20 protein-coding genes and 1 pseudogene are annotated in these 22,531 nt (G+C 64.4%); 10 read left to right on the forward strand and 11 right to left on the reverse strand.

Going from position 1 to position 22,531, the window contains the following annotated elements:
- Nucleotides 1–253: pseudogene (locus EOA49_RS02360) on the reverse strand (DNA-binding response regulator); the annotation flags it as partial.
- A gap of 93 nt (nucleotides 254–346) precedes the next feature.
- Between EOA49_RS02360 and EOA49_RS02365 the strand changes: the two are divergent.
- The gene (locus tag EOA49_RS02365) at nucleotides 347–1,075 is read left to right on the forward strand and encodes a response regulator transcription factor (protein ID WP_164746781.1); all 729 of its coding nucleotides are present in this window, start codon (nucleotides 347–349) and stop codon (nucleotides 1,073–1,075) included.
- A gap of 147 nt (nucleotides 1,076–1,222) precedes the next feature.
- Nucleotides 1,223–3,322, forward strand: coding sequence for a sensor histidine kinase (locus tag EOA49_RS02370; RefSeq protein ID WP_164746782.1), 2,100 nt, complete (start codon nucleotides 1,223–1,225; stop codon nucleotides 3,320–3,322).
- A 112-nt stretch (nucleotides 3,323–3,434) separates the two neighbouring features.
- Here the strand turns inward: EOA49_RS02370 and EOA49_RS02375 are convergent, their stop codons facing one another.
- A complete protein-coding gene (locus EOA49_RS02375) occupies nucleotides 3,435–3,845 on the reverse strand; it encodes a hypothetical protein (RefSeq protein ID WP_127240699.1) in 411 nt (136 codons plus the stop codon).
- 409 nt (nucleotides 3,846–4,254) lie between these two features.
- On the opposite strand from EOA49_RS02375, the gene EOA49_RS02380 reads away from it, so the two are divergent.
- On the forward strand, nucleotides 4,255–5,457 hold the full coding sequence (locus EOA49_RS02380; RefSeq protein ID WP_066990508.1) for an aromatic ring-hydroxylating dioxygenase subunit alpha: 1,203 nt from the start codon (nucleotides 4,255–4,257) through the stop codon (nucleotides 5,455–5,457).
- A 180-nt stretch (nucleotides 5,458–5,637) separates the two neighbouring features.
- Here the strand turns inward: EOA49_RS02380 and EOA49_RS02385 are convergent, their stop codons facing one another.
- A complete protein-coding gene (locus tag EOA49_RS02385) occupies nucleotides 5,638–7,056 on the reverse strand; it encodes an aminotransferase (protein ID WP_127240700.1) in 1,419 nt (472 codons plus the stop codon).
- Between the two features lie 290 nt (nucleotides 7,057–7,346).
- Between EOA49_RS02385 and EOA49_RS02390 the strand changes: the two genes are divergently transcribed.
- The 3 genes from EOA49_RS02390 to EOA49_RS02400 are packed head-to-tail and all read left to right on the forward strand — an operon-like array spanning nucleotide 7,347 to nucleotide 10,193.
- Complete coding sequence (locus EOA49_RS02390) at nucleotides 7,347–8,264, forward strand: ABC transporter permease (protein WP_127240701.1); 918 nt, start codon at nucleotides 7,347–7,349, stop codon at nucleotides 8,262–8,264.
- Entirely contained in the window at nucleotides 8,261–9,082 is an 822-nt protein-coding gene (locus EOA49_RS02395; RefSeq protein WP_095799857.1) for an ABC transporter permease, read from the forward strand. The genes EOA49_RS02390 and EOA49_RS02395 overlap by 4 nt, the downstream gene beginning before the upstream one ends.
- A gap of 37 nt (nucleotides 9,083–9,119) precedes the next feature.
- Nucleotides 9,120–10,193 (forward strand): ABC transporter ATP-binding protein, encoded by a 1,074-nt coding sequence (locus EOA49_RS02400; protein WP_127240707.1) that lies wholly within the window; start codon nucleotides 9,120–9,122, stop codon nucleotides 10,191–10,193.
- Here the strand turns inward: EOA49_RS02400 and EOA49_RS02405 are convergent.
- From EOA49_RS02405 to EOA49_RS02420, 4 genes are all read right to left on the reverse strand, one after another.
- On the reverse strand, nucleotides 10,157–11,467 hold the full coding sequence (locus tag EOA49_RS02405) for a flavin monoamine oxidase family protein (RefSeq protein WP_164746783.1): 1,311 nt from the start codon (nucleotides 11,465–11,467) through the stop codon (nucleotides 10,157–10,159). The two genes, EOA49_RS02400 and EOA49_RS02405, sit on opposite strands and share 37 nt — an antisense overlap.
- Nucleotides 11,464–12,546, reverse strand: coding sequence for an ABC transporter substrate-binding protein (locus EOA49_RS02410; protein ID WP_127240703.1), 1,083 nt, complete (start codon nucleotides 12,544–12,546; stop codon nucleotides 11,464–11,466). The genes EOA49_RS02405 and EOA49_RS02410 overlap by 4 nt, the downstream gene beginning before the upstream one ends.
- A gap of 64 nt (nucleotides 12,547–12,610) precedes the next feature.
- Nucleotides 12,611–13,297 (reverse strand): transcriptional regulator BetI, encoded by a 687-nt coding sequence (gene betI / locus EOA49_RS02415; protein WP_095799855.1) that lies wholly within the window; start codon nucleotides 13,295–13,297, stop codon nucleotides 12,611–12,613.
- A gap of 6 nt (nucleotides 13,298–13,303) precedes the next feature.
- Nucleotides 13,304–14,098, reverse strand: a complete 795-nt coding sequence (locus EOA49_RS02420; RefSeq protein ID WP_067319251.1) for a class I SAM-dependent methyltransferase — start codon at nucleotides 14,096–14,098, stop codon at nucleotides 13,304–13,306.
- Between the two features lie 211 nt (nucleotides 14,099–14,309).
- Between EOA49_RS02420 and EOA49_RS02425 the strand changes: the two genes are divergently transcribed.
- The 4 genes from EOA49_RS02425 to EOA49_RS02440 are packed head-to-tail and all read left to right on the forward strand — an operon-like array spanning nucleotide 14,310 to nucleotide 19,022.
- Nucleotides 14,310–15,929, forward strand: a complete 1,620-nt coding sequence (locus tag EOA49_RS02425) for an NAD(P)/FAD-dependent oxidoreductase (protein WP_127240704.1) — start codon at nucleotides 14,310–14,312, stop codon at nucleotides 15,927–15,929.
- Nucleotides 15,916–17,490 (forward strand): NAD(P)/FAD-dependent oxidoreductase, encoded by a 1,575-nt coding sequence (locus tag EOA49_RS02430; protein ID WP_127243030.1) that lies wholly within the window; start codon nucleotides 15,916–15,918, stop codon nucleotides 17,488–17,490. Before EOA49_RS02425 ends, EOA49_RS02430 begins: the two co-directional genes overlap by 14 nt.
- Before the next feature lie 43 nt (nucleotides 17,491–17,533).
- Entirely contained in the window at nucleotides 17,534–18,763 is a 1,230-nt protein-coding gene (locus tag EOA49_RS02435; protein WP_127240688.1) for an aminomethyltransferase family protein, read from the forward strand.
- Nucleotide 18,764: 1 nt separating this feature from the next.
- Complete coding sequence (locus EOA49_RS02440; protein WP_082953643.1) at nucleotides 18,765–19,022, forward strand: hypothetical protein; 258 nt, start codon at nucleotides 18,765–18,767, stop codon at nucleotides 19,020–19,022.
- Nucleotides 19,023–19,118: 96 nt separating this feature from the next.
- Here EOA49_RS02440 and EOA49_RS02445 read toward each other — a convergent pair whose 3' ends face one another.
- The 4 genes from EOA49_RS02445 to EOA49_RS02460 form a co-directional block, all read right to left on the reverse strand.
- Entirely contained in the window at nucleotides 19,119–20,177 is a 1,059-nt protein-coding gene (locus EOA49_RS02445; protein WP_067319258.1) for a dipeptidase, read from the reverse strand.
- A 279-nt stretch (nucleotides 20,178–20,456) separates the two neighbouring features.
- Nucleotides 20,457–20,753, reverse strand: coding sequence for a GNAT family N-acetyltransferase (locus EOA49_RS02450; protein ID WP_095778179.1), 297 nt, complete (start codon nucleotides 20,751–20,753; stop codon nucleotides 20,457–20,459).
- Complete coding sequence (locus EOA49_RS02455; protein ID WP_127240686.1) at nucleotides 20,746–21,384, reverse strand: alpha/beta hydrolase; 639 nt, start codon at nucleotides 21,382–21,384, stop codon at nucleotides 20,746–20,748. The genes EOA49_RS02450 and EOA49_RS02455 overlap by 8 nt, the downstream gene beginning before the upstream one ends.
- 4 nt (nucleotides 21,385–21,388) lie before the next feature.
- A complete protein-coding gene (locus tag EOA49_RS02460) occupies nucleotides 21,389–22,321 on the reverse strand; it encodes a VOC family protein (RefSeq protein WP_095799849.1) in 933 nt (310 codons plus the stop codon).
- Between the last annotated feature and the right edge of the window lie 210 nt (nucleotides 22,322–22,531).

The following is a 22,531-nucleotide window of genomic DNA, read 5'->3' on the forward strand; positions in this document are numbered from 1 at the left end:
GGATGAAGTCGCAGCCACCCTCGCCGCCCCCGCCTTGGCTACTATAGCGCTTGAGCAGTTCGCGCCCCTCCGCCTGGGTCACGTCGTCACCGACGACCACGACGTCGATGCCGCCTGCCGAAAGCAGCGACTCCGCCTCCCAGGGCTGGCGCGCCTGACGCACGTCGTGCCCCCGACGCTCGAGATGGTCGGCCAGGTCGCCGGCCACCACTTCGGCAACGGACACAAGCGCGACGACGGATCGTGCTGCCATTTTCTCCACTCCGCCACAGACAACTCGAGATGAGCGCTGGACATCATGTTTATACCCAATCTACTTTCCGCTGAAAGCGGGAGCGAGACCATTGTGAAGCCGCGCATCATTGTCGTCGAGGACGAGCCGGATCTGAGGGAAGCGGTTGCCGAGTATCTCGGCGCCAGCGGCTATGACGTTGCCACGGCCGAGAATGCCGCGGCGGCGCGCAGCCTGCTCGAGGCGCAACCCTTCCACCTCGCCATCCTCGACATCGCCATGCCCGGCGAGGACGGCCTGTCGCTCGGCCGCTGGCTGCGTTCCAAGACGCAGATCGGCATCATCTACGCCACCGCCGCCGGCACCGCGCTCGACCGCATCGTCGGCCTGGAGCTCGGCGCCGACGACTACATCGTCAAGCCCTATGAGTTGCGCGAAGTGCTGGCGAGGGTCCGCAGTGTGCTGCGCCGCGTGCCGCAGCCGGTTGCCCCCCAGGCCGCGAAGACCGAGGCCGGCACGCGCCGCTTCATGAATTTCGGCAGCTTCCAGGCCGATTTCGACGGCAGGCTGGTGACCGGCGCCAATGGCGCGGTCATCGAGATGGCCAAGAGCGAGTTCGACGTGCTGGAAGTTTTCCTCACCCGCGCCAACCGGCTTCTGACGCGGGCGGCGATCTCGGAGGCGATCGGCTTCGTGGAAGACCCGGAATCGTCGCGCGCTGTCGACATCCGCATCATGCGTCTGAGAAAGAAGATCGAGGCGGACCCCGCCAATCCGAAATTCCTGCGCACGGTGCGCGGCGAAGGCTACATCTTCTCGCTGCCGGCTGGCGACGGCAACTGACTCCGGCGCCGCGCACCTTCCGGATACGCAATCGACGCTGTAGCATTCCGGTCCGGCGGCATGCCCCCAGAAAACCGTTGTCGATTTTCGGGCTTGTGTGCTGGATTTCATGGTTTACCGATATGGCCCCGGAGATGACGTTCGACGATGACAGCTGAGGCCGCACGGACAGAAATGCACGGCTCCCGCCAGGGCGCCGCGATGGCGGCCGTCCATGTCGTTCGCCGCTTGCGCGAAGCAGGCGACTGGCAGCGCGAGATGGACAGCATACTGGAGGCACTGTGCCGTTCGTTGGACTGCCAGCGCGGCATTCTCTTCCGTTTGCGCGAGTTGCCGGGCGAGGGCTTCGCCCAGTCCGTGGCCTCCTATTGGATCGACCCTGCTTTTGGTGGCGAGCTCGCATCGCCTACCGTGATCATGCAGTCGATCATCAACTCCGATCCGCTCCTGGAGCAGTTGCAGGAGGATGAGCGCCAGGGCAAGGTCTTCGCCGGCCACACGCGCGACCTCGATGGTTTCCTGCGGGCCGACTTCGAGAAGCAGAACATAAAATCCTTCATTTCGGTGTCGGTCTTCGCCCACGGCCATCTCTGGGGCACTCTGGCGGTCAATGACTGCGCGGCCGAACGCGAATGGACGGATGAAGAGGAGGCGACGCTTCACATCATCGCGCTCGCCATCGGCGACGCCATCGAGCGCTCGCCCTCAGAGGCGCATGCCAGCGAGGTTATCCGCCGCACCATGCTGCAGGCTTCGCTCGACGCCATCATCGTCATCGACGAGGCCGGCTCCATCATCGAATTCAATCCGGCCGCCGAGAAGATGTTCGGCTTCAAGCGTAGCGACATCCTCGGCAAGGATCTGATCGACACGATCGTGCCGCATTATTACCGCAAGGGTTATTCGTCGGGCGCCGAGTACATGGCCGGACGGGGCGCGCCGATGGTTGGCCAGCGGCTTGAGACAGTGACCCAGAACGCGGCCGGCGAGATCTTTCCGATCGAGCTGACCGCGACGGAGATGAGGGTTGCCGACCGCCGGCTCATCTTCGGCTCGATCCGCGACCTGCGCGAGAAGCTGCACGCCGAAGAAGAGATCAACCGCCAGCGCGAGAAGCTGCACCAGAATGAAAAGATGGCGGCAATGGGCTCGCTGCTCGCCGGCGTCTCGCATGAGCTCAACAACCCGCTGGCGGTTGTGGTCGCGCAATCGACCCTGCTGCATGAATTCGCGGCCGACCCGCAGACCAAGGTGCGCGCCGAAAAGGTGCGCGCGGCCGCCGAACGCTGCGGGCGCATCGTCAAGAGCTTCCTGTCGATGGTGCGCCTGCATCCGACCGAGCAGGCCGAAACCGACCTCAACCAGGTGATGCGCTCGGCGCTCGAAGTGACCGCCTATGGTGCGCGCTCCAGCGGCATCATCATCGACACCGACTTCGCCAACGGCCCGCTGCTCGCCATGGCCGACGCCGACCATGTCACGCAGGTCGCGGCCAACTTCCTCATCAACAGCCAGCATGCGCTTGCCGGCTTCACCGGCGAGCGGCGCATCAAGGTGCGGACCTTTCGCAGCGAGCGCGGCAATCCGGGCTTCTCGGTCGAGGACAACGGACCCGGCATTCCCGATGCGATCCGCTCACGCATCTTCGAATCCTACTTCACCACCAAGCCGGTCGGCGTCGGTACCGGCATCGGCCTGTCGATCTCGAAATCGATCGTCGAGCGCCACAACGGCAACATCTGGTTCGAAGAGGTGCAGCCGCGCGGCGCGCGCTTCGTCGTCCAGTTGCCGGCGATTGACGGCAATGCGGCAAAGGCCGGCGAGGGTCCGGCGCGGTCGAGCGGGTTGCGCCATGCGCTGATCATCGACGACGAGCCCGACGTCGCCGCTTCGCTGTCCGACATATTGGAGCTCATGGGGCTCAAGTCGCGTCTCGTGCCAAGCTGGACGTCCGCCGGCGAGGTTCTGAGCGGGCACATGCCGCCGGACATCGTGTTTTCCGACCTGCGCATGCCGGGCACCAGCGGCATCTCGATCTACCGTGAATTGCTGGCCGAACGGCCGGGGCTGGCGCAGCGTTTCGTGCTGGTCACCGGCGACCTCATCGGCGCCAAGGCCGAGATTGAGGCACTGCCGCCGCAGCAGCGGCCGCAGATCCTGGAGAAGCCCTTCTCGACGCTCGACGTCCGCGGCATCCTTGCGACCGTTGCCGATGTCGCGGCGGCCGACAACGGCGCCGACATCTGAAATTGCTCCCTCTGCGGCTTCACCTGGATATCGTCGGATTCGAAAAAAGAGGCTCCCGACGACTTTGCGGCGGGAGCCTGACTGGAGCGCGGAGGGTGCGCTCAGGGGAGCCTTAAAAGACGTTGGGGGTGTTGGTCAGCGGCGCGGCATTGGCGATCATGCGCACAGCTCGGGCCCGGTGCTGACCGGACTGCTCGGCAATGGCACGCAGGCATTCGGCGTTCTCGGCGCCCCAGCTCTGCCCTTTGCAGGCGAATTCGACTTGCGACTGCGGCAGGCGCGCGGTTTTGAGCGTCGTCGGCGCGCCCTCCACGACATTGGCCGGAGGATTGATCGAGGCGAAAGCGGGACCCGCGGCTGGCGCAAGCACCATGCTGGCGAAGGCAGCAAGGCCCAGCAGCATGAACATCGCCATCGGATGGTCGCTGGCGCGCTGGCGCAACGCCAGCTTCGGACGGCGATCATTGCGCTCGGGACCGTAAGAGCGGCGGCTGGCATCGGCGATCCGGACTTTGGCAAACATCGGCTGTTCCCTTCGTTATCTTTCTTTTTTCCTTGAAGCGAACTTAACCGCACCACGTAACAGCCGGATGATAGGGCGGGATGGCCCATGTAACAGGACTGAAACGGGGATCACTTCTGTTCCTTTTGCTCCTGTCTGATGCGGCGGACTGTAAGCGACCTCACACAGGCGCAGAATTGGCATGGTCCGATGCGCGGAGCGCGTCGAAACGGTGCCCTCACAAACTGCGGATCCGAAGCTGGAACCGCCGTTTTGCACTCCTGGTTAAGGCTCGGATTTTCCGGGATTTTCTCGGCTCGGATGACTGCAAGCCGGTCGGCATGAAATTTCCATACTTTCACAAGCCATTGCATTTTAACGGAAAATGTGTTTTTATTGAACGAGCATTCAACAAAACGAGAGCATTTTCATGAACCCGCACCTGCGTGACGTGGCGATCCCCAACGATTGGGACCGGCGGGGTTTGCCGGGGTGGAGTTACCACTCCAACGCCCTTCTCGAGCTTGAGAAGGAATACGTCTTCCGCAATCACTGGCAGATCGCCGGCCATGTCTCCGACGTGCCAAATCCGGGCGACTATCTGACGATGGACGTCATCGGCGAGCGGGCGCTGATCGTGCGCGGCAAGGACGGCGTCGTGCGTGCCTTCAACAACATGTGCCGTCATCGGGGCAGCCGCGTCGTCGCCGACAGCCAGGGCACCTGCAAGAACGCGCTGATCTGCCCGTTCCACGGCTGGGTCTACAATCTCGACGGCACGCTGCGGGGGGCTGCCCGTCCGCGCTCCTTCCCGGAACTCGACAAGACCGAGTTCGGGCTGATGCCGCTCGATCTCGAAGTCTGGATGGGCTTCATCTTCATCCGCTTCCGTAACGGTGGCCCGCAGCCTTCCGTGGCTGAACTCTTGAAGCCGATCGAGGCGGAGATCGCCCATTACAATGTTGCCGACATGGTGCCGTGCCTGGGCATTTGGACCCAGAAATCACCGGTCAACTGGAAATCGGTGCGCGACGTCGACAATGAGGGCTATCACGTCGCCATGGCGCATCCGGCGCTGCAGGACCTCTACGGCGCGACCTATTTCGACGAACCCTTCGTCAACGGCGTGTCGCGGTCCTTCGCCACCTACAACCCGCATGCCGGGCGGCGCTGGAGCGTCAACCAGTACATCAAAATAGCGCCCGAGCCGACGCACCTGCCGGAGCATCTGCGCAAAGCCTGGATCTATTACGGCATCTTCCCCAACAACGCGCTGTCGATCATGCCGGAATCGGTGCAGTTCTATCAGGAGTTCCCGCTGTCCACCGGCGAGACGCTGCTGCGCGGCGCGATCTATCGCTACAAGGACGAGACGCGGGAGCAGGCGGCGGCGCGCTACCTTGCCTACCGCATCGACCGCGACACCATGAACGAGGATGTCCAGCTCTCCGTCTGGTCGAACGAATCCATGCTCTCCGAGGCGTTCGGGGGCTTCTACCTCTCCGACCTCGAATATGGCGTGCGCACCCACCACGACCATCTGCGCAGGCAGGTGCCGGTGCTGAACTTGGAGACCGCACCGGAGGAAAAGGACATGTGGGGATTGAACGACGCGCTGCGGTCGAAGGGGTGAGCGTCTTCCCTTCTCCCTGTTACACGGGGAGAAGGTGCCCGAAGGGCGGGGCAGGGCAAGCGCCTCACAATTGGCTCTGGCTCCCGAACCTCAGGGAGCGTCTGAACTAAATCTCGCAAGCTGGCGCTGCCCCTCACCCGCCGGCTACACTCCCCGTAGAACGGGGAGAGGGGCGCTCTCTCACCCCCGCCAGACGCCTTCCTTCCTCAGATCATCCATCGTGCGCGAGATGCCTTCGCGCAGGATCGCGACCATGTCGTCGATCTGCTCGCGGCTGATGATGAGCGGCGGCGACATCACGCACATGTTGATCAGCGGCCGCACCAAGAGACCGAGCTCATGGCAATGCGCGTCGATACGCTTTCCCACATCCTTGTCGAGCTGCAGCGGATCCTTGCTCTCGCGGTCGGCGACGCATTCGACGCAAGCCATCAGGCCGGCGCCGCGTACCTCGCCGACCAGCGGCAGTTCCTCGAGCGTTTTCAGGCGCGCCTGGAAATAGGGCGCGATCTCGCGCGCATGCTGAAGCACGCCCTCTTCCAAAAGATCGAGGTTCTTCAGCGCGACGGCGCAGCCGATCGGATGGCTGGTGTAGGTGAGGCCATGGCCAAACAGCGCATCGGGATGGTTGGAGCGGCGCAGTTCCTCCAGCAGCCGCTCCGAGATGATCACGCCGCCAAGCGGGAAATAGCCCGAGGTCACCCCCTTGGCGAAGGTGATCATGTCCGGATCGAGGCCGAACACGTCGCCTGAGGCAAAAAGATGGCCGAGCCGTCCGAAGCCGGTCACCACCTCGTCCGAGACATAGAGTATCTCGTTCTCGCGGCAGATCTCACGGATGCGCTTCAGGTATCCGTCCGGCGGCACGACGACGCCGCCCGAAGCTTGCACCGGTTCGCCGACAAAGGCGCCAATGCGACCGGCGCCGACGCGCGCGACCGTGTCGCGGAACTGGTCGACGAGGAAATCGGTGAAGGCGTCGATGCTCATCTCCTTCGGCCGTCGGAACGGATCGGGCGAGGAGAGCTTGATTACCAGCTCGTCGGCACCATCCATCCAGTGCCGGTCGCGCGGGCGGCCGTTGAGCGAGGCCGACAGGTACGTCGAGCCGTGATAGGCGCCGCCGCGGCTGAGGATCAGCTTCTTCTCCGGCCTGCCGCGCACATTGTTGTAGAACTGCATGAAGCGCAGCGCCGTCTCCACCGCCGACGAGCCGCCGGTGGTGAAGAAGGTGTGACTGAGATCGCCGGGAGCGGCATCGGCGATGCGTCTCGCAAGCTCGGCTGAGGGCGCATTCATCGTATACCAAGGCGTGTTGTAGGACAGCGCCATCGCCTGGTCGTACATCACCCTTGCCAGTTCCTCGCGGCGATGCCCGACATTGATGCACCACATGCCGGCCGGACCGTCGATCAGCCGCTTGCCGGATGCGTCGGTGATGTAGATGCCCTCGCCCTCGCCGATCAGCGCCCGTGCCTCGGCGCCGACCGAACCGGCATAGGGCCAGGGCTGGACCAGATGGCGCTTGGCCAGCTCGACCGCATCGTCGTCCCCGGGCTCCACAACTTCCCTCGCCTTGATCTCTCGTGCAGCCGCCATCTTAGCCTCGCATGGTCCGTTGCGGTGATTTCCAGAGACATGAAACGAAGCGGGAAGCCATGGAAATTCGGCTTTTCGTCACTTCATTTTGAATGTCCATTCAATCAATATTGCAGAAATAGCGCTTGATTTCAATCGGCGGATGCGCTCATGATGAAAGAAAGCCGGCAAGTCTGGAGTGATCGCTCCGGGCACATAAATTGGGACCAGGCAGTCGGCGCTGATCAATGGGAAGGCCGTATGGCGGGACAGTCCGAGCCGGCAACTGCAATCACGCCCGGAGCGCTGCAATGACGGCCGCCGCGGAAGGGTCGCCCCCGCTGCGCATGGCGAGAGCCAGACGAAGTCCCCTTCTGCAGTCGGAAGCCGTCCAGGGCATTGCGCTGATCAGCCCGACCTTCGTTTACGCGCTCATCCTTCTCGTCCTGCCGATCCTGGTTGTTATAGCCCATTCCTTCTGGACGCAGGACTACCTGACCATCGACCACACATTCACGCTGGAGAATTATCGGATCGCGCTGACCGAGCCGATCTACCGCGACCTGCTCTGGCGCTCGCTCTACATCTCGCTGACGGTTAGCCTGCTCACCGTGCTGCTCGCCTATCCGATCGCCTATTTCATTTCCTTCCATGGCGGCCGCCAGAAGAGCCTCTGGCTGTTCCTCATCACCATCCCGTTCTGGACCAGCTACCTGCTGCGCGTGATGTCGTGGAAGGTGATCCTCGGCTACAACGGCGTGCTCAATTCCGGCCTGATGGGCCTCGGGCTCATCGACGAGCCGTCGACTGCGCTGCTCTATAATTCCAGCGCCGTCATCATCACGCTGACCCACGCCTGGGCGACCTTCGCCATCCTGCCGATCTTCGTTTCGCTGGAGAAGGTCGACCGCACCCTGGTCGAAGCGGCGACCGATCTCGGCGACGGGCCGCTGCGCTCCTTTCTGCGCGTGACCTTGCCGCTGTCGGCGCCAGGCGTCATCTCGGCGGCGCTGATCGTCATGATCCCGACCGTCGGCGACTACGTCACGCCGAAGCTGGTCGGCGGCAAAGACGGCGTGATGATTGCCAACGCCATCCAGGCGCAATTCGGCAAGGCGTCGAACTGGCCGCTCGGCGCAGCACTCTCCGTCACCACCATGGTCATCGTCTCGCTGATGGCAGGCGCCGCGGTGCTGGTCATCCGCGCGCTGCAGAGGCTGGCGCGATGACGGCGATCAGGCGTTACCTGCCAAGCTGGCTGTCGAGCTACGCCGCGCTCTACATTCTCTTCCTCTATCTGCCGGTGATCTTCCTGCCGATCTTCTCGATCAACACCGCGGCGACGCCGAAATTCCCGCTCTCAGGCGTCACGCTGCATTGGTACCAGGACCTGCCGCGCACGCCGGCACTGATCGACGCCACCTGGAACAGCTTGGTTGTCGGCGCCTCGGCCGCTATCCTGTCGACCGTGTTCGGCATTCTCGCCGCCCGTTCGATCACCCGCTACCGCTATCCCGGCCGACGCACCGTCAACGGGCTGATCATGGCCCCGCTGGTGCTGCCCGAGGTCATCGTTGCCATCTCGATGCTGCTGGTGATGCTGCAACTGGGCTTGAGCCTGTCGCTGTTCACGGTCGTGCTTGGGCATGTGCTGGTCTGCATTCCCTATTCGATGACGGTGCTGACCTCCGGCTTCGAAGGTTTCGACCGCAGCCTCGAGGAAGCCTCCGCCGATCTCGGCGAAAGCGCCTTCGGCACCTTCCGGCGGGTGACGCTGCCAATGGTGGCGCCGGCGATCATCTCCAGCCTGCTGGTCTGCTTCACCATCTCGCTCGACGAGTTCATCATCGCCTTCTTCCTCACCGGCACCGAGGCGACGCTGCCGATCTACATCTGGGGACAGCTGCGCTTCGCGGCCAAGCTCCCCGGCGTGCTGGCGCTCGGCACCTTGCTGCTGGCGGCGTCCTTCGTGCTGATGACCGTTGCAGAGATCCTGCGCCGCCGCGCGGCGAGACGCACCCAGAACGAGGGAGGCCTCTATGCTTGAGCAGGTCCAGTCCGAGCGAACGATTTCCGATCGCACCATGATCGAGATCCGCGACGTCACGCGCAGCTACGGCGCGTTCAAGGCGTTGAATAATGCATCGCTCGCGATCAGGGAGGGCGAGTTCTTCTCGCTGCTCGGGCCGTCCGGCTGCGGCAAGACCACGCTCTTGCGCATGATCGCCGGCTTCGACACGCCGACCAGCGGCTCGATCGCGGTCGACGGCCAGCCGATGGACGGCATTCCCGCCAACCGGCGTCCGACCAACATGGTCTTCCAGAGCTACGCGATCTTTCCGCATCTCAATGTCGAGCAGAACGTCTCCTACGGGCTGAAGCGGCTGAAACTGCAGGGCGGCGAAGAAAAGCGCCGCGTCGAGGAGGCGCTGGCGCAGGTGTCGCTGACCGGCCTTGGCAAGCGCCGCGCCACCGAACTCTCCGGCGGCCAGCGTCAGCGCGTGGCGCTGGCCCGCGCGCTGGTCATGCGTCCCAAGGTGCTGCTGCTCGACGAGCCGCTATCGGCTCTCGACAAGAAGCTGCGCGAGCAGATGCAGGTCGAGTTGCGCCGGCTGCAGCAGGCGGTACGCATCACCTTCGTGCTGGTCACGCACGATCAGTATGAGGCTTTGGCCATGTCGGACCGCATAGCCGTGATGTTCGGCGGCCGTATCGCGCAGGTCGCCTCGCCCAAGGAAATCTACCAGCGCCCGGTCAACCGCCAGGTCGCCGACTTCCTCGGCGGCATGAATTTCGTCAAGGCCGAGATCGTCGAGGAGAACGGCGCGTCCTTGGTTGTCGACACGCTTGGCTTCGGGCGTGTGAGGACCCACAAGCCGAAGGCCTTCGTCCGCAACGGCGGCGCGGCGACTCTCGGTATCCGGCCGGAGCGGCTGCGCGTGCTCTGGGACAATGCGACGGCCAAGTTCGAGGTCGCCGGCAAGGTGGTCGAGCGCCACTATTTCGGCGAGATCACGCATCTGATCGTCGAGATCCCGGGGCTGGAAAAGCCGCTCTCGGTGACCGAGACCAATGATTTCGGCGCCGACGACATTCCGGTCGGCGCGCCGATCCGTCTCGCCTACGACCCAGAGGCCCTGGTGGCGATGGCGGACTGAAGCCGCGCCAAAATCTTCCCGGCGGCGATGTGCCCGGCCACGATCGCGCCCTCGACATAGGCGGGGAAGGACGGCGACACTTCCGACGACGCAAAATGGATCGGCGGCGCGCCGGCAAGAATCGTGCGCTCGGCATCTCTTGCCGTCACGTCGACGATGAGATCGCTATAGGCGCCGCCGCTCCAGCGGTCATGCGTCCAGTCGCGCTGGCTGAAATCGAGAATATCGGCCGCGTCCGGACCGAGCGCATCCGCGAGCTTCGCAATGACCTCGGCGCGCAACGCCGCAGCACCCAGCTTGCGGCAGCGCAGCGCCAGCGGCCCACCGATGAAGACGACGAGCGCTGCATGCTCCGCGTCCCTGCTGGCATCGCAGGCAAACAGGCCCGGCATGTCGCGCCACATAACCATTCCGCTCAGATCGCGCTCGCGCCAGAACGGCCTGGCATAGCGGACGAGGATCTTGACCACCGCGCCGCTTTCCCAGACGCCAAGCGCCTTCTTCAAGGCCGTTGACAAGGCAGGCCGAAAGTCGAGCCTGTTGGCCGTCGCAGGCGGCAGGGCGAGCAGGACCTCGCGCGCCTCGACGGCGCCACTGCCGACGACGACACGAACGCCGGACGGCCCGCGCTCGACGCGAATGACCGGCTCGTTCAGCCGCAGCCGGTCACCGAGATCGCCCGCCAGGTCCGCGGCCAGCGACTGCATGGTCTCGCGCAGAGAATATTGCAGTTCCGGGACGTCGTTGGTGATGCGGCGATCATTGTCGATCAGGTACCAGAGCGGCACCTTTTCCAGCGCCAGGCACCACAGTCCTTCGATCATCGAGCGGAAGGCGGCTTTGGCATCTACCGGATCGGTCTGGCGTTCGAGCCAGGAGGCGACGGTCAGCCCGGCGATCGCGGGATCGTCAGGCTCGGTCCAGTTCATGCGGTCGCGGATCGCCATCGCGGTCACATAGGTCTGTCCGGCCTGGTCGACCGACATCGGTGGATGGGTGATGAAATCGCCATCGACAAAGGTTTTGACGAAGGTCTTGCCGCGCGCCCTGGCCAGCGCCATCAGCTCCGGCATGTCTTCGCACAGGAACTGGCCGCCGCTGTCGATCAGCTCGCCGAGCCCGTTTCGCACACCTTCCACACGACCGCCGACGCGGCCGCGCGCTTCCAGGACAAGGAAATCGATGCCGGCGCGCTTCAATTCGAGCGCGGCCGACAGGCCAGTGAAGCCGGCGCCGACGATTGCAACGTCGGTGCTTTCGGTCTTGCTGTTCAATAGCCGGCCTTGATCTTCTCGAACTCGGCGATCATCTTCAGCTTGAGCTCGGAAGGCAGCGGCTGCTGGAACAGCGTCTTGTCGACCCATTTTTCCACGTTGTCGTAGCCCTTTTCCTTGAGCACCGCCTGGTCGACACCGGCCATGCCCTTGGCGTTGGTTTGGCCGTAGCCCCAGTCCTTGACCAGCACCTTGGCGACTTCCGGATCGTTGACGGCATTGAGATAGTCATAGGCCTTGTCAATGTTGCCGGGCGCGTCCTTGAACAGCACATAGCCGCACACCCAGGTCGAGATGCCCTCCTCGGTATCCTTCTTGGACTTGATCGGCACGCCGGCGGCCTGTGATTGCACCGCCGCGTCGTTCCAGGCCCAGGCGAGATCGACCTCGCCGCCTGAGAGCAGCTGCACGATGTCGGTGGTGTCGGTCCAGTAGGAGCGCACGTTCTTGTGCACTTGGCGCAGGAAATCGGACGCCTGCTTGAACTGCTCGTCCGTCATCTTTGTCCAGTCCTTCAGCCCGATGGCGAGGCTGGCCAGCGCATAGGCGTCGTCGACATTGTCGCCGATCGAGACGCGTCCCTTATACTTGGGATCGGCGAAGGCCTTCAGCGACTGCACGTCCTTCTCGGCGATCTTGTCGGAGTTGAAGGTGAGCTGCGTGTCACCCCAGTCCCAAGGCATGAACCAGGCTTTGCCGTCGGGGGTGGTGGCAAGGTCCTTCATCGCCATGATGCCGGGGTCGAGATCCTTCCAGCCGGCGATCTTGGAAGTGTCGAGCGGCTGCAACAGCCCCGCCTCGCGCCACTTCACCACGCTTTGCGAACACGGATGGCCGAGGTCGGCCTTGAAGCCGGAGCGGATCTTCTCAAATGCCTCGTCCTCATCGCCGAAGAAGGCGAAGGTCGGCGAGTCGCCGTCCTTCTCGACATATTTGCCGTGGAAGCTGGGGTCCTCATAGCCGGACCAGTCGAACACGATGAGGTCCTTGTCGGCGGCAACGGCGAACGCTGCCGCCGAAGACGCCAGCGCGCCGGCGAGCGCCAAAGTAAGTGTCAGGCGTCGGCTGAGTTTCTTCATGCTGTTCCATCCTCTTTGGTCTTGCCGGTCTTGCTGGCCGGCTGTTGCTAACCCCGGGCTGACGTTAATCGTAGTGTTTCGGAAAGGCGGCGGCCAGGAACGCGTTGGCCGCCTGCAGCGCGGTCTCGCGCGTGGTGTCCTGGGTGCCCATCATCAACCGCAGCCACAGGCCCTCGAGCATGGCCGATAGCGCCAGCGCCATGACCTGCGGCTCATAGGCATAGCCGCCGCTTTGCTTGAGCGTCGCGCAGAGATCGATGAACACCTGCTGGTAGTAAGCGTCGCGCGAGCTGCTCAGCGCCTGGTAGGTCGGCCGCGATTTGGCCTCGCCCCAGAAGGCGCACCAGGCGGCGAGCTTGCGCTTGTTGCAGATCGAGCGATCGAAGTCGGCCCACACCAGCGCCTGCAGCTGCCGCGCCGGATCGTCGCCTGCCTTCTGCAAGGCCGCGCGCCAATGCGCCGAATACTCGTCATACATATATTGCAGCGTGGCGACGAGCAGCTTCTCCTTGCTTTCGAAATGGAAGTTGACGATGCCGCGGGACAGGCCCGCGCCGTCGGCCACATCGGCCATCGTCGTTTCCGCATAGCCGCGCTTGGCCAGTGAATCGATCGTCGCCTCGATCAACTGGAGTTGCCTGACTTCTTTCGAAGCCTTGCGGCCGCGCTTCTCGGCCTCTCCTTTTCGTGCCGGTTCGGGCAAGGCATCCCTGGCCTCTGCATTCTTCATGAGCGTGACGGTCTCCAGCATTGCCGGCTATCCGACCGGCTTCCAACCGCGCAGATGAGTGGGGCGGTGCTCACCACTGTCAAGCACCTTCTGCATCGCCTCCCAGGTCCGGATGTTCTTGTCGACATAGCCCCCGCCGACCGCGGCGGCGAGCGCTTGATAGAGTGGCCCCTTCAGGCGCGCCAGTTCCTCCCGCGCCACCTCGCGGTACCATGCGTTGCGGTCGCGGACGCTGATGTCGCGGAAGCCAGCACGACGCATCGCTTCGGCGTAGCGCGCCGGCGAAGCCATGGCAAAGGACAAGCCTTCCGCCGCGAGATAGGCCTTCATGTCCGCAGACGGCTCGCCGTCATGCGAGATCATCCAGTTCGACGCGGCGAAGACGCCGCCGGGCTTCAGCACGCGGAAGATCTCGGCGAACAGGGCATCCTTGTCCCGGACATGCAACAGTGCGTCCTTGGAGAAGACGACGTCGAAGGAAGCATCGGTGAAAGGCAGCGGTCCCGGCGGCGCTTGGACGAAGCTCACGCGGTCCTGGAGACCCTGCGCAGCCGCCTTTCGCTTTGCCGTCTCGATCACCGGCCTCTCGACATCGAAACCGGTCGCATGCGCCGCACCATGGCGCGCGACCAGATCCAGCGTGACGCCGCCGGCGCCGCAGCCGAGATCGAGGATCGTCTTGACCTTGAGCGAGAGGCCTTCGACCACGCGGTCCACTTCGTCCGGGCCGCCCGGGGAGAGGTAGCCATCGCCCCAGAGCGCCTCGAGGAAGCGAATGGCCGCGTCGTCATATTCCGGCTCGGCGTTAGCCGTTTCGATCATCGGACTGAGCCTCAAATGCCGAAGTCACCTTCGCGCTAGTGGACACCAGAAATGCGGGGCAAAGCCTAGCGCATCAACGCAGAAACGCAACACCATTTGTTGAACATTCATTCAAAATGGCTGGACAAAAAACCGTGACCCGTGCCAAATTCGGCTGATCGGGGAACAAATCGCACCCAAAAACGGGCGGCCGGAGGGAGGTTGAGCGCACATGAAGGCATGGGACGCGATCGTCATCGGCGGCGGCCACAACGGGCTGGTCAACGCCGGCTATCTGCAGCGCGCCGGGCTCGACGTGCTGGTGGTCGAGAAGAACGACTGGGTCGGCGGTGCGGCGACCAGCCGCGAGCTGACGCCGGGCTTTCTCTACTCCAACTGCTCCTATGTCTGCTCGCTGTTCCGGCCCGAGATCATGCGCGATCTGGAGCTGCCGCGCTTCGGCCTGCAGGTGATCTCCTATGAAGGCGGCGCGGTGTTCACGCGCGACGGCGACTATCTCGCCAACTACCGCGACCACGATGCGCATCGCCGCGAATTCGCCCGCTTCTCCAAGCGCGACGCCGAGGCCTACGACCGCTATTCGCGCGACGTCACAAGGCAGTGCCGCTTCATCCAGCCGCTGTTGATGCGCACCGCGCCCGATCCCACCAGCTTCAAGCCGCGCGATCTTGGCGAGCTGCTCTATCTCGGCAACAAATTCGCCGGTCTCACCGCTGAGGAAATGGCGCTGACCTTGCGCTTCTGGACGATGTCGATCTCCGACTTCCTCGACGAGTATTTCGAGACCGACGTCATCAAGGCGAACTTTGCGCTCTCCGGCATCATAGGCACGGCGCTTGGGCCCATGTCGCCCGGCACGGCCTATGTCCTGCTCCACCACTATATGGGTGAGGTCGATGGCTCGGTGGGCGCCTGGGGCTATGCGCGTGGCGGTATGGGTGCCGTGACCAAGGCGCTCGCCGCCTCGTTCAAGGCCTCCGGCGGCACGATCCGCACCGGCGCCGAGGTCGAGCGCGTGCTGATTAGGAACGGCAGGGCCAAGGGCGTCGTACTGGCCGGCGGCGAAGAGGTCTATGGCAAGCTCGTCGTCTCAAACGCCGACGTGAAGCGCACCTTCCTGAAGCTGGTCGAGGAGAAGGAGCTGCCCGACATCTTCCTTCGGCGGGTCAGGAACTTCAAGATCCGCGGCTCGTCCGGCAAGGTCAACATCGCGCTGGATTCACTTCCCCAATTCCCGGCTCTGCCGAAGGATTCGCCGGTCTATCGCGCCGACATGCACTTCACCGATTCAATCGAGCGCATGGAGCGCGCCTATGACGACTGGAAGGCCGGGCGCTGGTCGGCCGATCCCTTCCTCGACATGGTGATCCCGACCACACTCGACCCGACCATGGCGCCGCCGGGAAAACATTTCATGAGCTGCTTCGTGCAATACGCGCCGCCCAAAATTGGCGGCCGAGACTGGACGGACGCCGACCGCGACGGCTTCGCCGAGAGCGTGGTTGCGCAGATCGCCGAATATTCGCCCGGCTTCCGCGACCGCATCGTCCATATGGAGGTGCGCACGCCGCGCGAGATCGAGGCCGAGGTCGGCCTCACCGAAGGCAACATCTTCCAAGGCGAACTGACCTTCGACCAGCTGCTGTTCAATCGCCCGGTGCCGGGCTACGCGCAATACCGTTCGCCGGTCGGCGGGCTCTATATGTGCGGTTCCTCCACGCATCCGGGCGGCGGCGTCATGGGCGCGCCCGGACGCAACGCCGCCGCCGAGATCCTGCGCGATCTCGCCAAACCAACCCTGCATATGAGCCTGGCCCATGACGTCATCTGAAACGAATTGGGACGCGATCGTCATCGGCGGCGGGCACAACGGCCTGGTCGCCGCCGCCACGCTGGCGAAATCGGGACGCAAGGTGCTGCTGCTCGAGGCCGGCAAGGAGGTCGGCGGCGCGGCGCGCACCGAGGAATTCGCGCCGGGGTTTCGCGCCTCCTCGGTCGCTCATCTGCTCAACCGCCTGCATCCCGATGTGGTGAAGACGCTGGAGCTCGAGCGCCACGGGCTGAAGATCGAGCGCGGCGATTTGGTGCCGTCGATTGCATTGTCGAAAGACGGCCCGCTGGTGCTGCACGGCGCCTATGGCGAGGCGCTGACGGGCGCCAGCCCGTCGGAGCAGTCGGCTTGGCGCGACCTGCGCGCGCAGCTGTTGCGCTACGCCGGCGTGCTGAAACCCTTCCTGTCGCGTCGCCCGCCGGACCTTGCCGGCATGTCGCTCGCCGAAATGACCGGGCTCGGCCAGACGGCGCTGGCGCTGAAGAAGCTCGGCAAGGAGGACATGCGCGACTTCCTGCGCGTGCTCTTGATGAACGTCTACGACCTGCTCGACGAGCAGCTTTCCGACGACAGGCTGAAAGGCCTGCTCGCTTTCGACGCGACACTGGGCTGCCATCTCGGTCCGCGCTCGCCGACATCGCTGCTCGGCCTCTACTATCGGCTGGCTGGCGAGATCGGCGGCCTCGCCGGCGCGCAGATACAGCCCAAGGGTGGCATGGGCGCGGTCGTTGCCGCCATCCGCTCAGCGGCCGAGAAGGCGGGCGTTTCGATCCGCCTGGCTTCGCCGGTCGCCAAGGTCGTCGTCGAGAAGGGCCGCGCCGTCGGTGTCGTCACGCAGGGCGGCGAAGCGCTGCGCGCAAAAGCCGTCGTCTCGGCCATCAATCCCGCAACGACGATCCTTGATCTGGCCGGGCCGCGCGAGGTCGATACCGGTTTCGTGCGCAAGGTGAAGAACATCCGCATGAAGGGCGATGCGGCGAAGCTCCATCTCGCACTCGACCGGCCGCCGCAATTTGCCGGCGTCGACGCCGCTGGCCACAAGGGCCGCCTCGTCATCGCGCCTTCGCCCGAGCATGTCGAGCGCGCCTTCAACCCGTCGAAATATGGCGAGTTCTCGCCCGAGCCGGTGATGGAGATCACGCTGCCCAGCCTGATAGATCCTTCGCTGGCACCCTCCGGCGCCTGCGTGCTCTCGGCCGTGGTGCAGTACGCGCCCTATGCGCTGAAACAGGGCTGGACCGCCGGCAAGCCGCAATTCCTCGAGGCGATCATGGCGCAGCTCGAAGCCTATGCGCCTGGCATCGGCGCCACGGTGCGTGATGCCGAACTTCTGACCCCAGCCGACATCGAGGCACGCTACCGCATGCCCGGCGGCCACTGGCACCATGGCGAATTGCAGGCCGACCAGATGTTGATGTCGCGGCCCATCTCCGGCTGGTCGGGCTACGACACGCCGCTCGAAGGGCTGTTCCTTGCCGGCGCCGGCTCGCATCCCGGCGGCGGCATCTCCGGCGCTCCCGGCCTCAACGCCGCACGCCGCATCATCGCGACAAGGGCATGAGATGATTTCGCCATTCACAAATGCAGCGCTCTACGACGCCAACATGAACCGTCATGTGAAAATCAATTCCGCTCGCACCCTTGCGCAATCCCACTTCCGCACGCTTCGGCTCGGCACACCTTTCCAGCCGCGCATCGACGCGCTGGCGCTGACAAACGACTGGTACAATTGGGCCGGCTACCGCGCGCCGCATTCGCTCTGGGACGAGGAGCTGGAATATTTTGCCATTCGCAGCCAGGCGGCACTCTTCGACATCTCGCCGATGACGAAATACCGGATCGAGGGTCCGGACGCCGAAGCCTATCTCGGCCGTGTCACGCTGCGCGACGTGACCAGACTGAAGCCGGGCCGCGTCCACTACACCGCCTGGTGCGACGACGAGGGTTTCGTCCTCGATGACGGCACGCTGTTCCGGCTGTCGCCGACGCGCTTTCGGCTGTGCTCGCAGGAGCGGCATCTGCCCTGGCTGCTTGACAGTGCCATCGGCTATGAGGTCAGCGTCGAGGAAGAAACCGAAGCGATCGCCGGGCTCGCGCTGCAAGGCCCAACCTCCTTCGCCATCCTGCGCGACGCCGGCTTTGCCGGCATCCAGCGGCTGAAGGTTTTCGACCTCGCGGACTTCGCGCATGACGGCGCTGCCGTCACGATCTCGCGCACCGGCTTCACCGGCGATCTCGGCTACGAGCTGTTCGTGCCGGCGGAAAAGGCGTTGAGCCTATGGGACCGGCTGATGGCGGCGGGCGAGGTGCGCGGCATCCGCGCCATCGGCTACACGGCGCTCAATCGCGCCCGGCTCGAAGCCGGGCTGATCGTCGCCAATGCCGACTTCACCACTGCCGAGCACGCCATCCGTGCCGACCGCCTGCGCATGCCGGACGAGATCGGCCTCGGCTTCATGGTCGATCCGGACAAAGGCCACTTCAACGGCCGCCGCCCCATCTTCGAAGCGCGGGCGAAGAAGCAGCTGCGCCATGTGCTGGTCGGGCTGGAGATCGAAGGCAACATCCCGGCCGAGCACGCCATCGTCTACTGGAAGAAGAGCCGGGAGGTCGGGCTCGTCAGCGCGGCGATGTGGTCGCCCATGGCCAAGCGCAACATCGCCATCGCCTCCTTGCAACGGCCTTACGGCGATAGGGTCGTCGACGACCTCTGGGTCGAGATCTACGCCTTGCGCGAGCTGCGGTACCAGAAGCTGATGAAGCGGGCGAAAGTGGTGCCGCGACCGTTCATCAAGCTCGACCGCCGCACCGCCAACCCGCCGGCGGATTTTTGACGTGGAAGGGGATGCGGACAGGCTGGACGCGGAGGCGGAAGCGGCCGAGCAGTGGCAGTTGGTCAACACGCCGCTCGGCGAGATGTGGTCCGGCCGCACCCGCTATGCGGCGGCGATGTTCTTCTTCAAGCGCGGCGAGATGGATGCCGACACGCTGGAGGTCTACCGCATCTGCGCTCGGCTCGACCATGAAGACCCCTTGCCGATCATCCGCGACCGCGGTGTCGGCAAGGAATGGCTTAAGCGCTTGGGTGCGTAAGCCCGCAGCGCGACGGAGCTGCGCTCCTGCTTCGCCCTAGGATGACGACATTGGGGGAGCGTTCTGGCCCAATTCCGAACGTCCAAGATTGTCACTTTATCCGATCGTCCTTTCAAGGACACGCAGCCAATTCCGATAAGCGATCTTCTCGATCAGCGCGCGCCCGAAGCCGCGAGCGGCGAGCGCATCGAGGAGCTTCGGCAGGCCTGCCACGTCGCCGATCACCGCCGGGATCATGGCACCGTCGAAATCGGATCCGAGACCGACACCGTCCTCGCCCAGCGCCTGCAACAGCGACTCGATGTGGCGCAGCATGATGTCGAGGCTGGTGTCGGCATTCATGCGGCCGTCCTCGCGCAGGAAGCCGGTGGCGAAGTTCAGGCCCACCATGCCGCCCGTTTCGCGGATCGCGCCGAGCTGCCAGTCGGTGAGGTTGCGCGAATGGCCGCAGATCGCATGCACGTTGGAGTGGGTCGCGACCAGCGGCGCATCGCTGAGCGCGGCGACATCGCGAAAACCCTTCTCGTTGAGATGCGAGAGGTCGATCATGATCCTGAGCTGGTTGCATGCCTTGACCAGCGCCTTGCCGGCGTCGGTCAGGCCCGGCCCGGTATCGGGCGACGAGGGAAAGCGGAACGGCACGCCGTTGCCGAAGGCGTTCGGCCGGCTCCAGACGATTCCCAGCGAGCGGAGCCCGGCGGCATGGAGCACGTCGAGCATGGCAAGCTCGGGATCGATCGCCTCGACGCCTTCGATATGGAACACCGCGGCGATCGAGCCATTCGCCATCGCCTCGCGCACATCACCGGCGCTGCGGCAGACGGTGAGCGCGCCGGCGCGCTCGAGCCTGAACAGGATCGAGGCCATGCCGATGGTCGACGTGACCGCCTCGGCGCGCGGCAGTTCCGGCGGCAGTGGTTCGTTGTCGCTCGGCGCCGGCGGCACGGCGCTGCGCTTGGTCTTTTCGATCGGCGGCGGAAAGATGGCGAACATGCCGCCGGCAAAACCGCCCTTTTTGGCGCGCGGCATGTCGATGTGACCGCCCGGCGTGCCCTCGATGAACAGCTTTTCGACATCCGCTTCGTTCGACTGGTAGAGCCTCAGCAGCGTGTCGTTGTGGCCGTCGAAAACGGGAATGAGGTCGGATTCGGTCATCAGGCCATTCGCTTTTTTGAGGTGGCGGATCGGGGCGGGAGAATCCCAGGTGATCTGTCTAATTAGGCAAGATGGCCGAACTGCGCAAATGCCAGACGCGTGTTCGCATTTATGGCTGGGCGAGACGCGTCGCTCGCCCCCGGCGGCGATGGATCGGCGCGCAGCGCCGAGACGGTTCGGGGCGCTGCAGCGGAGTGAGACGTCGGTTTGCCCTGGAACTCCCTCAGCCGGCCGCTTCGCGGCCCTTCTCCCCGGGGGAGAAGGGGAAGACAAGTGCTACTATTTCAGCACGTCGGCCCATTCCGGATGGCGGCGGAACTGGGCGTTGGCGAAGGGGCAGAGCGGGATTATCTTCTTGCCCGCCGCGCGCGCGTCCTCGACGGCGCGGGCTACCAGGCGAAGCCCGGCGCCCTGGCCGCGAAAGACATCCGGCACCTCGGTGTGATCGATGATGAGCTGGTGCTCGCCGACCTTGGTGAAGGTCATTTCGGCCTCGGCGCCGCCTGGTCCGCGCAGCAGGTAGCGACCCTTGGAGCCGCGATCTTCCAGTTCGATCTCAGGCAGCTGGTCAGCCATTTTTCTTGCCTCCTGCGCCGACGAGCGAGAGGGCAAAGAGCCGCCGCGCCGCTTCGATTTCATTCGGCCGCACCTCGTGCCCGCCGTCGTGCCATTCCACTGTGACATCGGCCCCCTCGGCGCGCAAATAGGCCTCCAGCCGCGTTGTCAGGTTCGGCGGGCAGATCGGGTCGCGCCTGCCGGCCGTGATCAGGATGCGGCGCCCGGCAAGGCTGCCCTGCACCTGCGGCTCGAACGGGATCAGCGGATGCATCAGCGCCGCGGCATCGAACAGTCCTGGCTCGGCGAACACCACCGAGGCCAGGATGTTGGCGCCGTTGGAATAGCCGAGGCCGAACACTGCCGAGGGCTTTGCCGCCTCGACATGCGCCTTGACGAAGCCGGCCATCTTGGCCGTCGCCCGCGCGAGGTCGTCCATGTCGTAGACGCCTTCGCCGGTGCGGCGGAAGAAACGGGCGGCACCTTGCTCCGACACATCGCCGCGCGGCGAGACTAACGTCGCCGAAGGCGCGAGCTCGCGACCGAAGGACAGAAGCTGGTTCTCGTCAGCTCCGGTGCCGTGGAAGATGAACAACAGCGCGCTGCCCGGCGAACCGGGCAGCACTTTGTGGATGTAGGCGTCCTTGCTCATGGCGTCAGTCTTCCAGCTTCTGGAGATGCTGTTCGAGATAGGGTCTCAGATGCTGATGCTGCGTCGGCAGCTTCAGCGCCTCGCCGAGATGCGCGGTGTCCTCGTCGCGGTTGAAGCCCGGCTCGTTGGTCGACACCTCGAACAGCACGCCGCCCGGCGTGCGGAAATAGATCGCCCAGAAATAGTCGCGATCGATGACCGGCGTCACGCCGTAACCCGTGTCGACAAGTGCCTTGCGCACTTCGAGCTGCCGCGCGCGATTCTCGACCGCGAAGGCGACATGGTGCACCGAGCCGGCGCCGAGATTGGCAAAGCCGGCGCCCGGCAGCGATTCGATGTCGACGACGTCGGCGCCATTGCCGTTCTTGATCGCCATCCGGCGGACGTTGCCGGACTTGTCGACCTCTTCATAGCCCATGAACTTCAGCAGCTCCTCGGTGGCGCCGCCGTCCTTCAGTCTCAGCGCGACCGAGTGGAAGCCGCGAATCGCCTCATCGGCGGGGACGCCGCCCTTCACCCAGGGCGCTCTGCCGTCGGCCTTGTCTTCGACCAGCGCAAAACTGTCGCCGTCGGGGCCCGTGAAGGCAAGCCGCTTCTCGCCGAAGCTTTCGCTGCGGCCAACACCGCTGACGCCCTCGTCGGCGAAGCGCTTTTCCCAATAGCCGAGCGTGCCTTCCGGCACTGAGAAGACGGTGGTGCCGACCTCACCCACCCCATGCCGGCCCTTGCCGATGTCGGGGAACGGGAAATAGGTCATCACCGAGCCCGGCGTGCCGAACTCGTCGGCATAGTAGAGGTGATAGACGTCCGGTGCGTCGAAATTGACGGTCTTCTTCACCCGGCGCAGGCCGAGCTTCTTGGTAAAGAACTCATTGTTGCGGCGCGCATCGCTTGCCATCGAGGTAACGTGATGCAGGCCCTTGATCTGATTGAGCATGGTCTTGCTCCTTCCCTATCCTTGCTGCGGCCCTTGCCGCTGTCCACCGCAATATGAGGATAGCGCCGGGCCCGGCAAAGCGACCAAACTCAGAATGGACTGTATCACAAAAGTGAACGACCATAAGACCGATGTTCACCAATTGATGAAACTGCCTCCTTGCGCCGATCGGGAAATTTCGGCTCCATGAGCGGGCGCACCGTCTTGAGG

Source organism: Mesorhizobium sp. M1A.F.Ca.IN.020.04.1.1, assembly GCF_003997315.1.
GTDB lineage: Bacteria > Pseudomonadota > Alphaproteobacteria > Rhizobiales > Rhizobiaceae > Mesorhizobium.

Excerpts from the sequence above, each read along its gene's own strand:
- EOA49_RS02370 (WP_164746782.1), top strand. The coding sequence starts at position 1,223 with ATGACAGCTGAGGCCGCACGGACAGAAATGCACGGCTCCCGCCAGGGC.
- EOA49_RS02375 (WP_127240699.1), bottom strand. The coding sequence starts at position 3,845 with ATGTTTGCCAAAGTCCGGATCGCCGATGCCAGCCGCCGCTCTTACGGT.
- EOA49_RS02380 (WP_066990508.1), top strand. The coding sequence starts at position 4,255 with ATGAACCCGCACCTGCGTGACGTGGCGATCCCCAACGATTGGGACCGG.
- EOA49_RS02385 (WP_127240700.1), bottom strand. The coding sequence starts at position 7,056 with ATGGCGGCTGCACGAGAGATCAAGGCGAGGGAAGTTGTGGAGCCCGGG.
- EOA49_RS02390 (WP_127240701.1), top strand. The coding sequence starts at position 7,347 with ATGACGGCCGCCGCGGAAGGGTCGCCCCCGCTGCGCATGGCGAGAGCC.
- EOA49_RS02395 (WP_095799857.1), top strand. The coding sequence starts at position 8,261 with ATGACGGCGATCAGGCGTTACCTGCCAAGCTGGCTGTCGAGCTACGCC.
- EOA49_RS02400 (WP_127240707.1), top strand. The coding sequence starts at position 9,120 with ATGATCGAGATCCGCGACGTCACGCGCAGCTACGGCGCGTTCAAGGCG.
- EOA49_RS02410 (WP_127240703.1), bottom strand. The coding sequence starts at position 12,546 with ATGAAGAAACTCAGCCGACGCCTGACACTTACTTTGGCGCTCGCCGGC.
- betI (WP_095799855.1), bottom strand. The coding sequence starts at position 13,297 with ATGCTGGAGACCGTCACGCTCATGAAGAATGCAGAGGCCAGGGATGCC.
- EOA49_RS02420 (WP_067319251.1), bottom strand. The coding sequence starts at position 14,098 with ATGATCGAAACGGCTAACGCCGAGCCGGAATATGACGACGCGGCCATT.
- EOA49_RS02425 (WP_127240704.1), top strand. The coding sequence starts at position 14,310 with ATGAAGGCATGGGACGCGATCGTCATCGGCGGCGGCCACAACGGGCTG.
- EOA49_RS02430 (WP_127243030.1), top strand. The coding sequence starts at position 15,916 with ATGACGTCATCTGAAACGAATTGGGACGCGATCGTCATCGGCGGCGGG.
- EOA49_RS02435 (WP_127240688.1), top strand. The coding sequence starts at position 17,534 with ATGAACCGTCATGTGAAAATCAATTCCGCTCGCACCCTTGCGCAATCC.
- EOA49_RS02445 (WP_067319258.1), bottom strand. The coding sequence starts at position 20,177 with ATGACCGAATCCGACCTCATTCCCGTTTTCGACGGCCACAACGACACG.
- EOA49_RS02450 (WP_095778179.1), bottom strand. The coding sequence starts at position 20,753 with ATGGCTGACCAGCTGCCTGAGATCGAACTGGAAGATCGCGGCTCCAAG.
- EOA49_RS02455 (WP_127240686.1), bottom strand. The coding sequence starts at position 21,384 with ATGAGCAAGGACGCCTACATCCACAAAGTGCTGCCCGGTTCGCCGGGC.
- EOA49_RS02460 (WP_095799849.1), bottom strand. The coding sequence starts at position 22,321 with ATGCTCAATCAGATCAAGGGCCTGCATCACGTTACCTCGATGGCAAGC.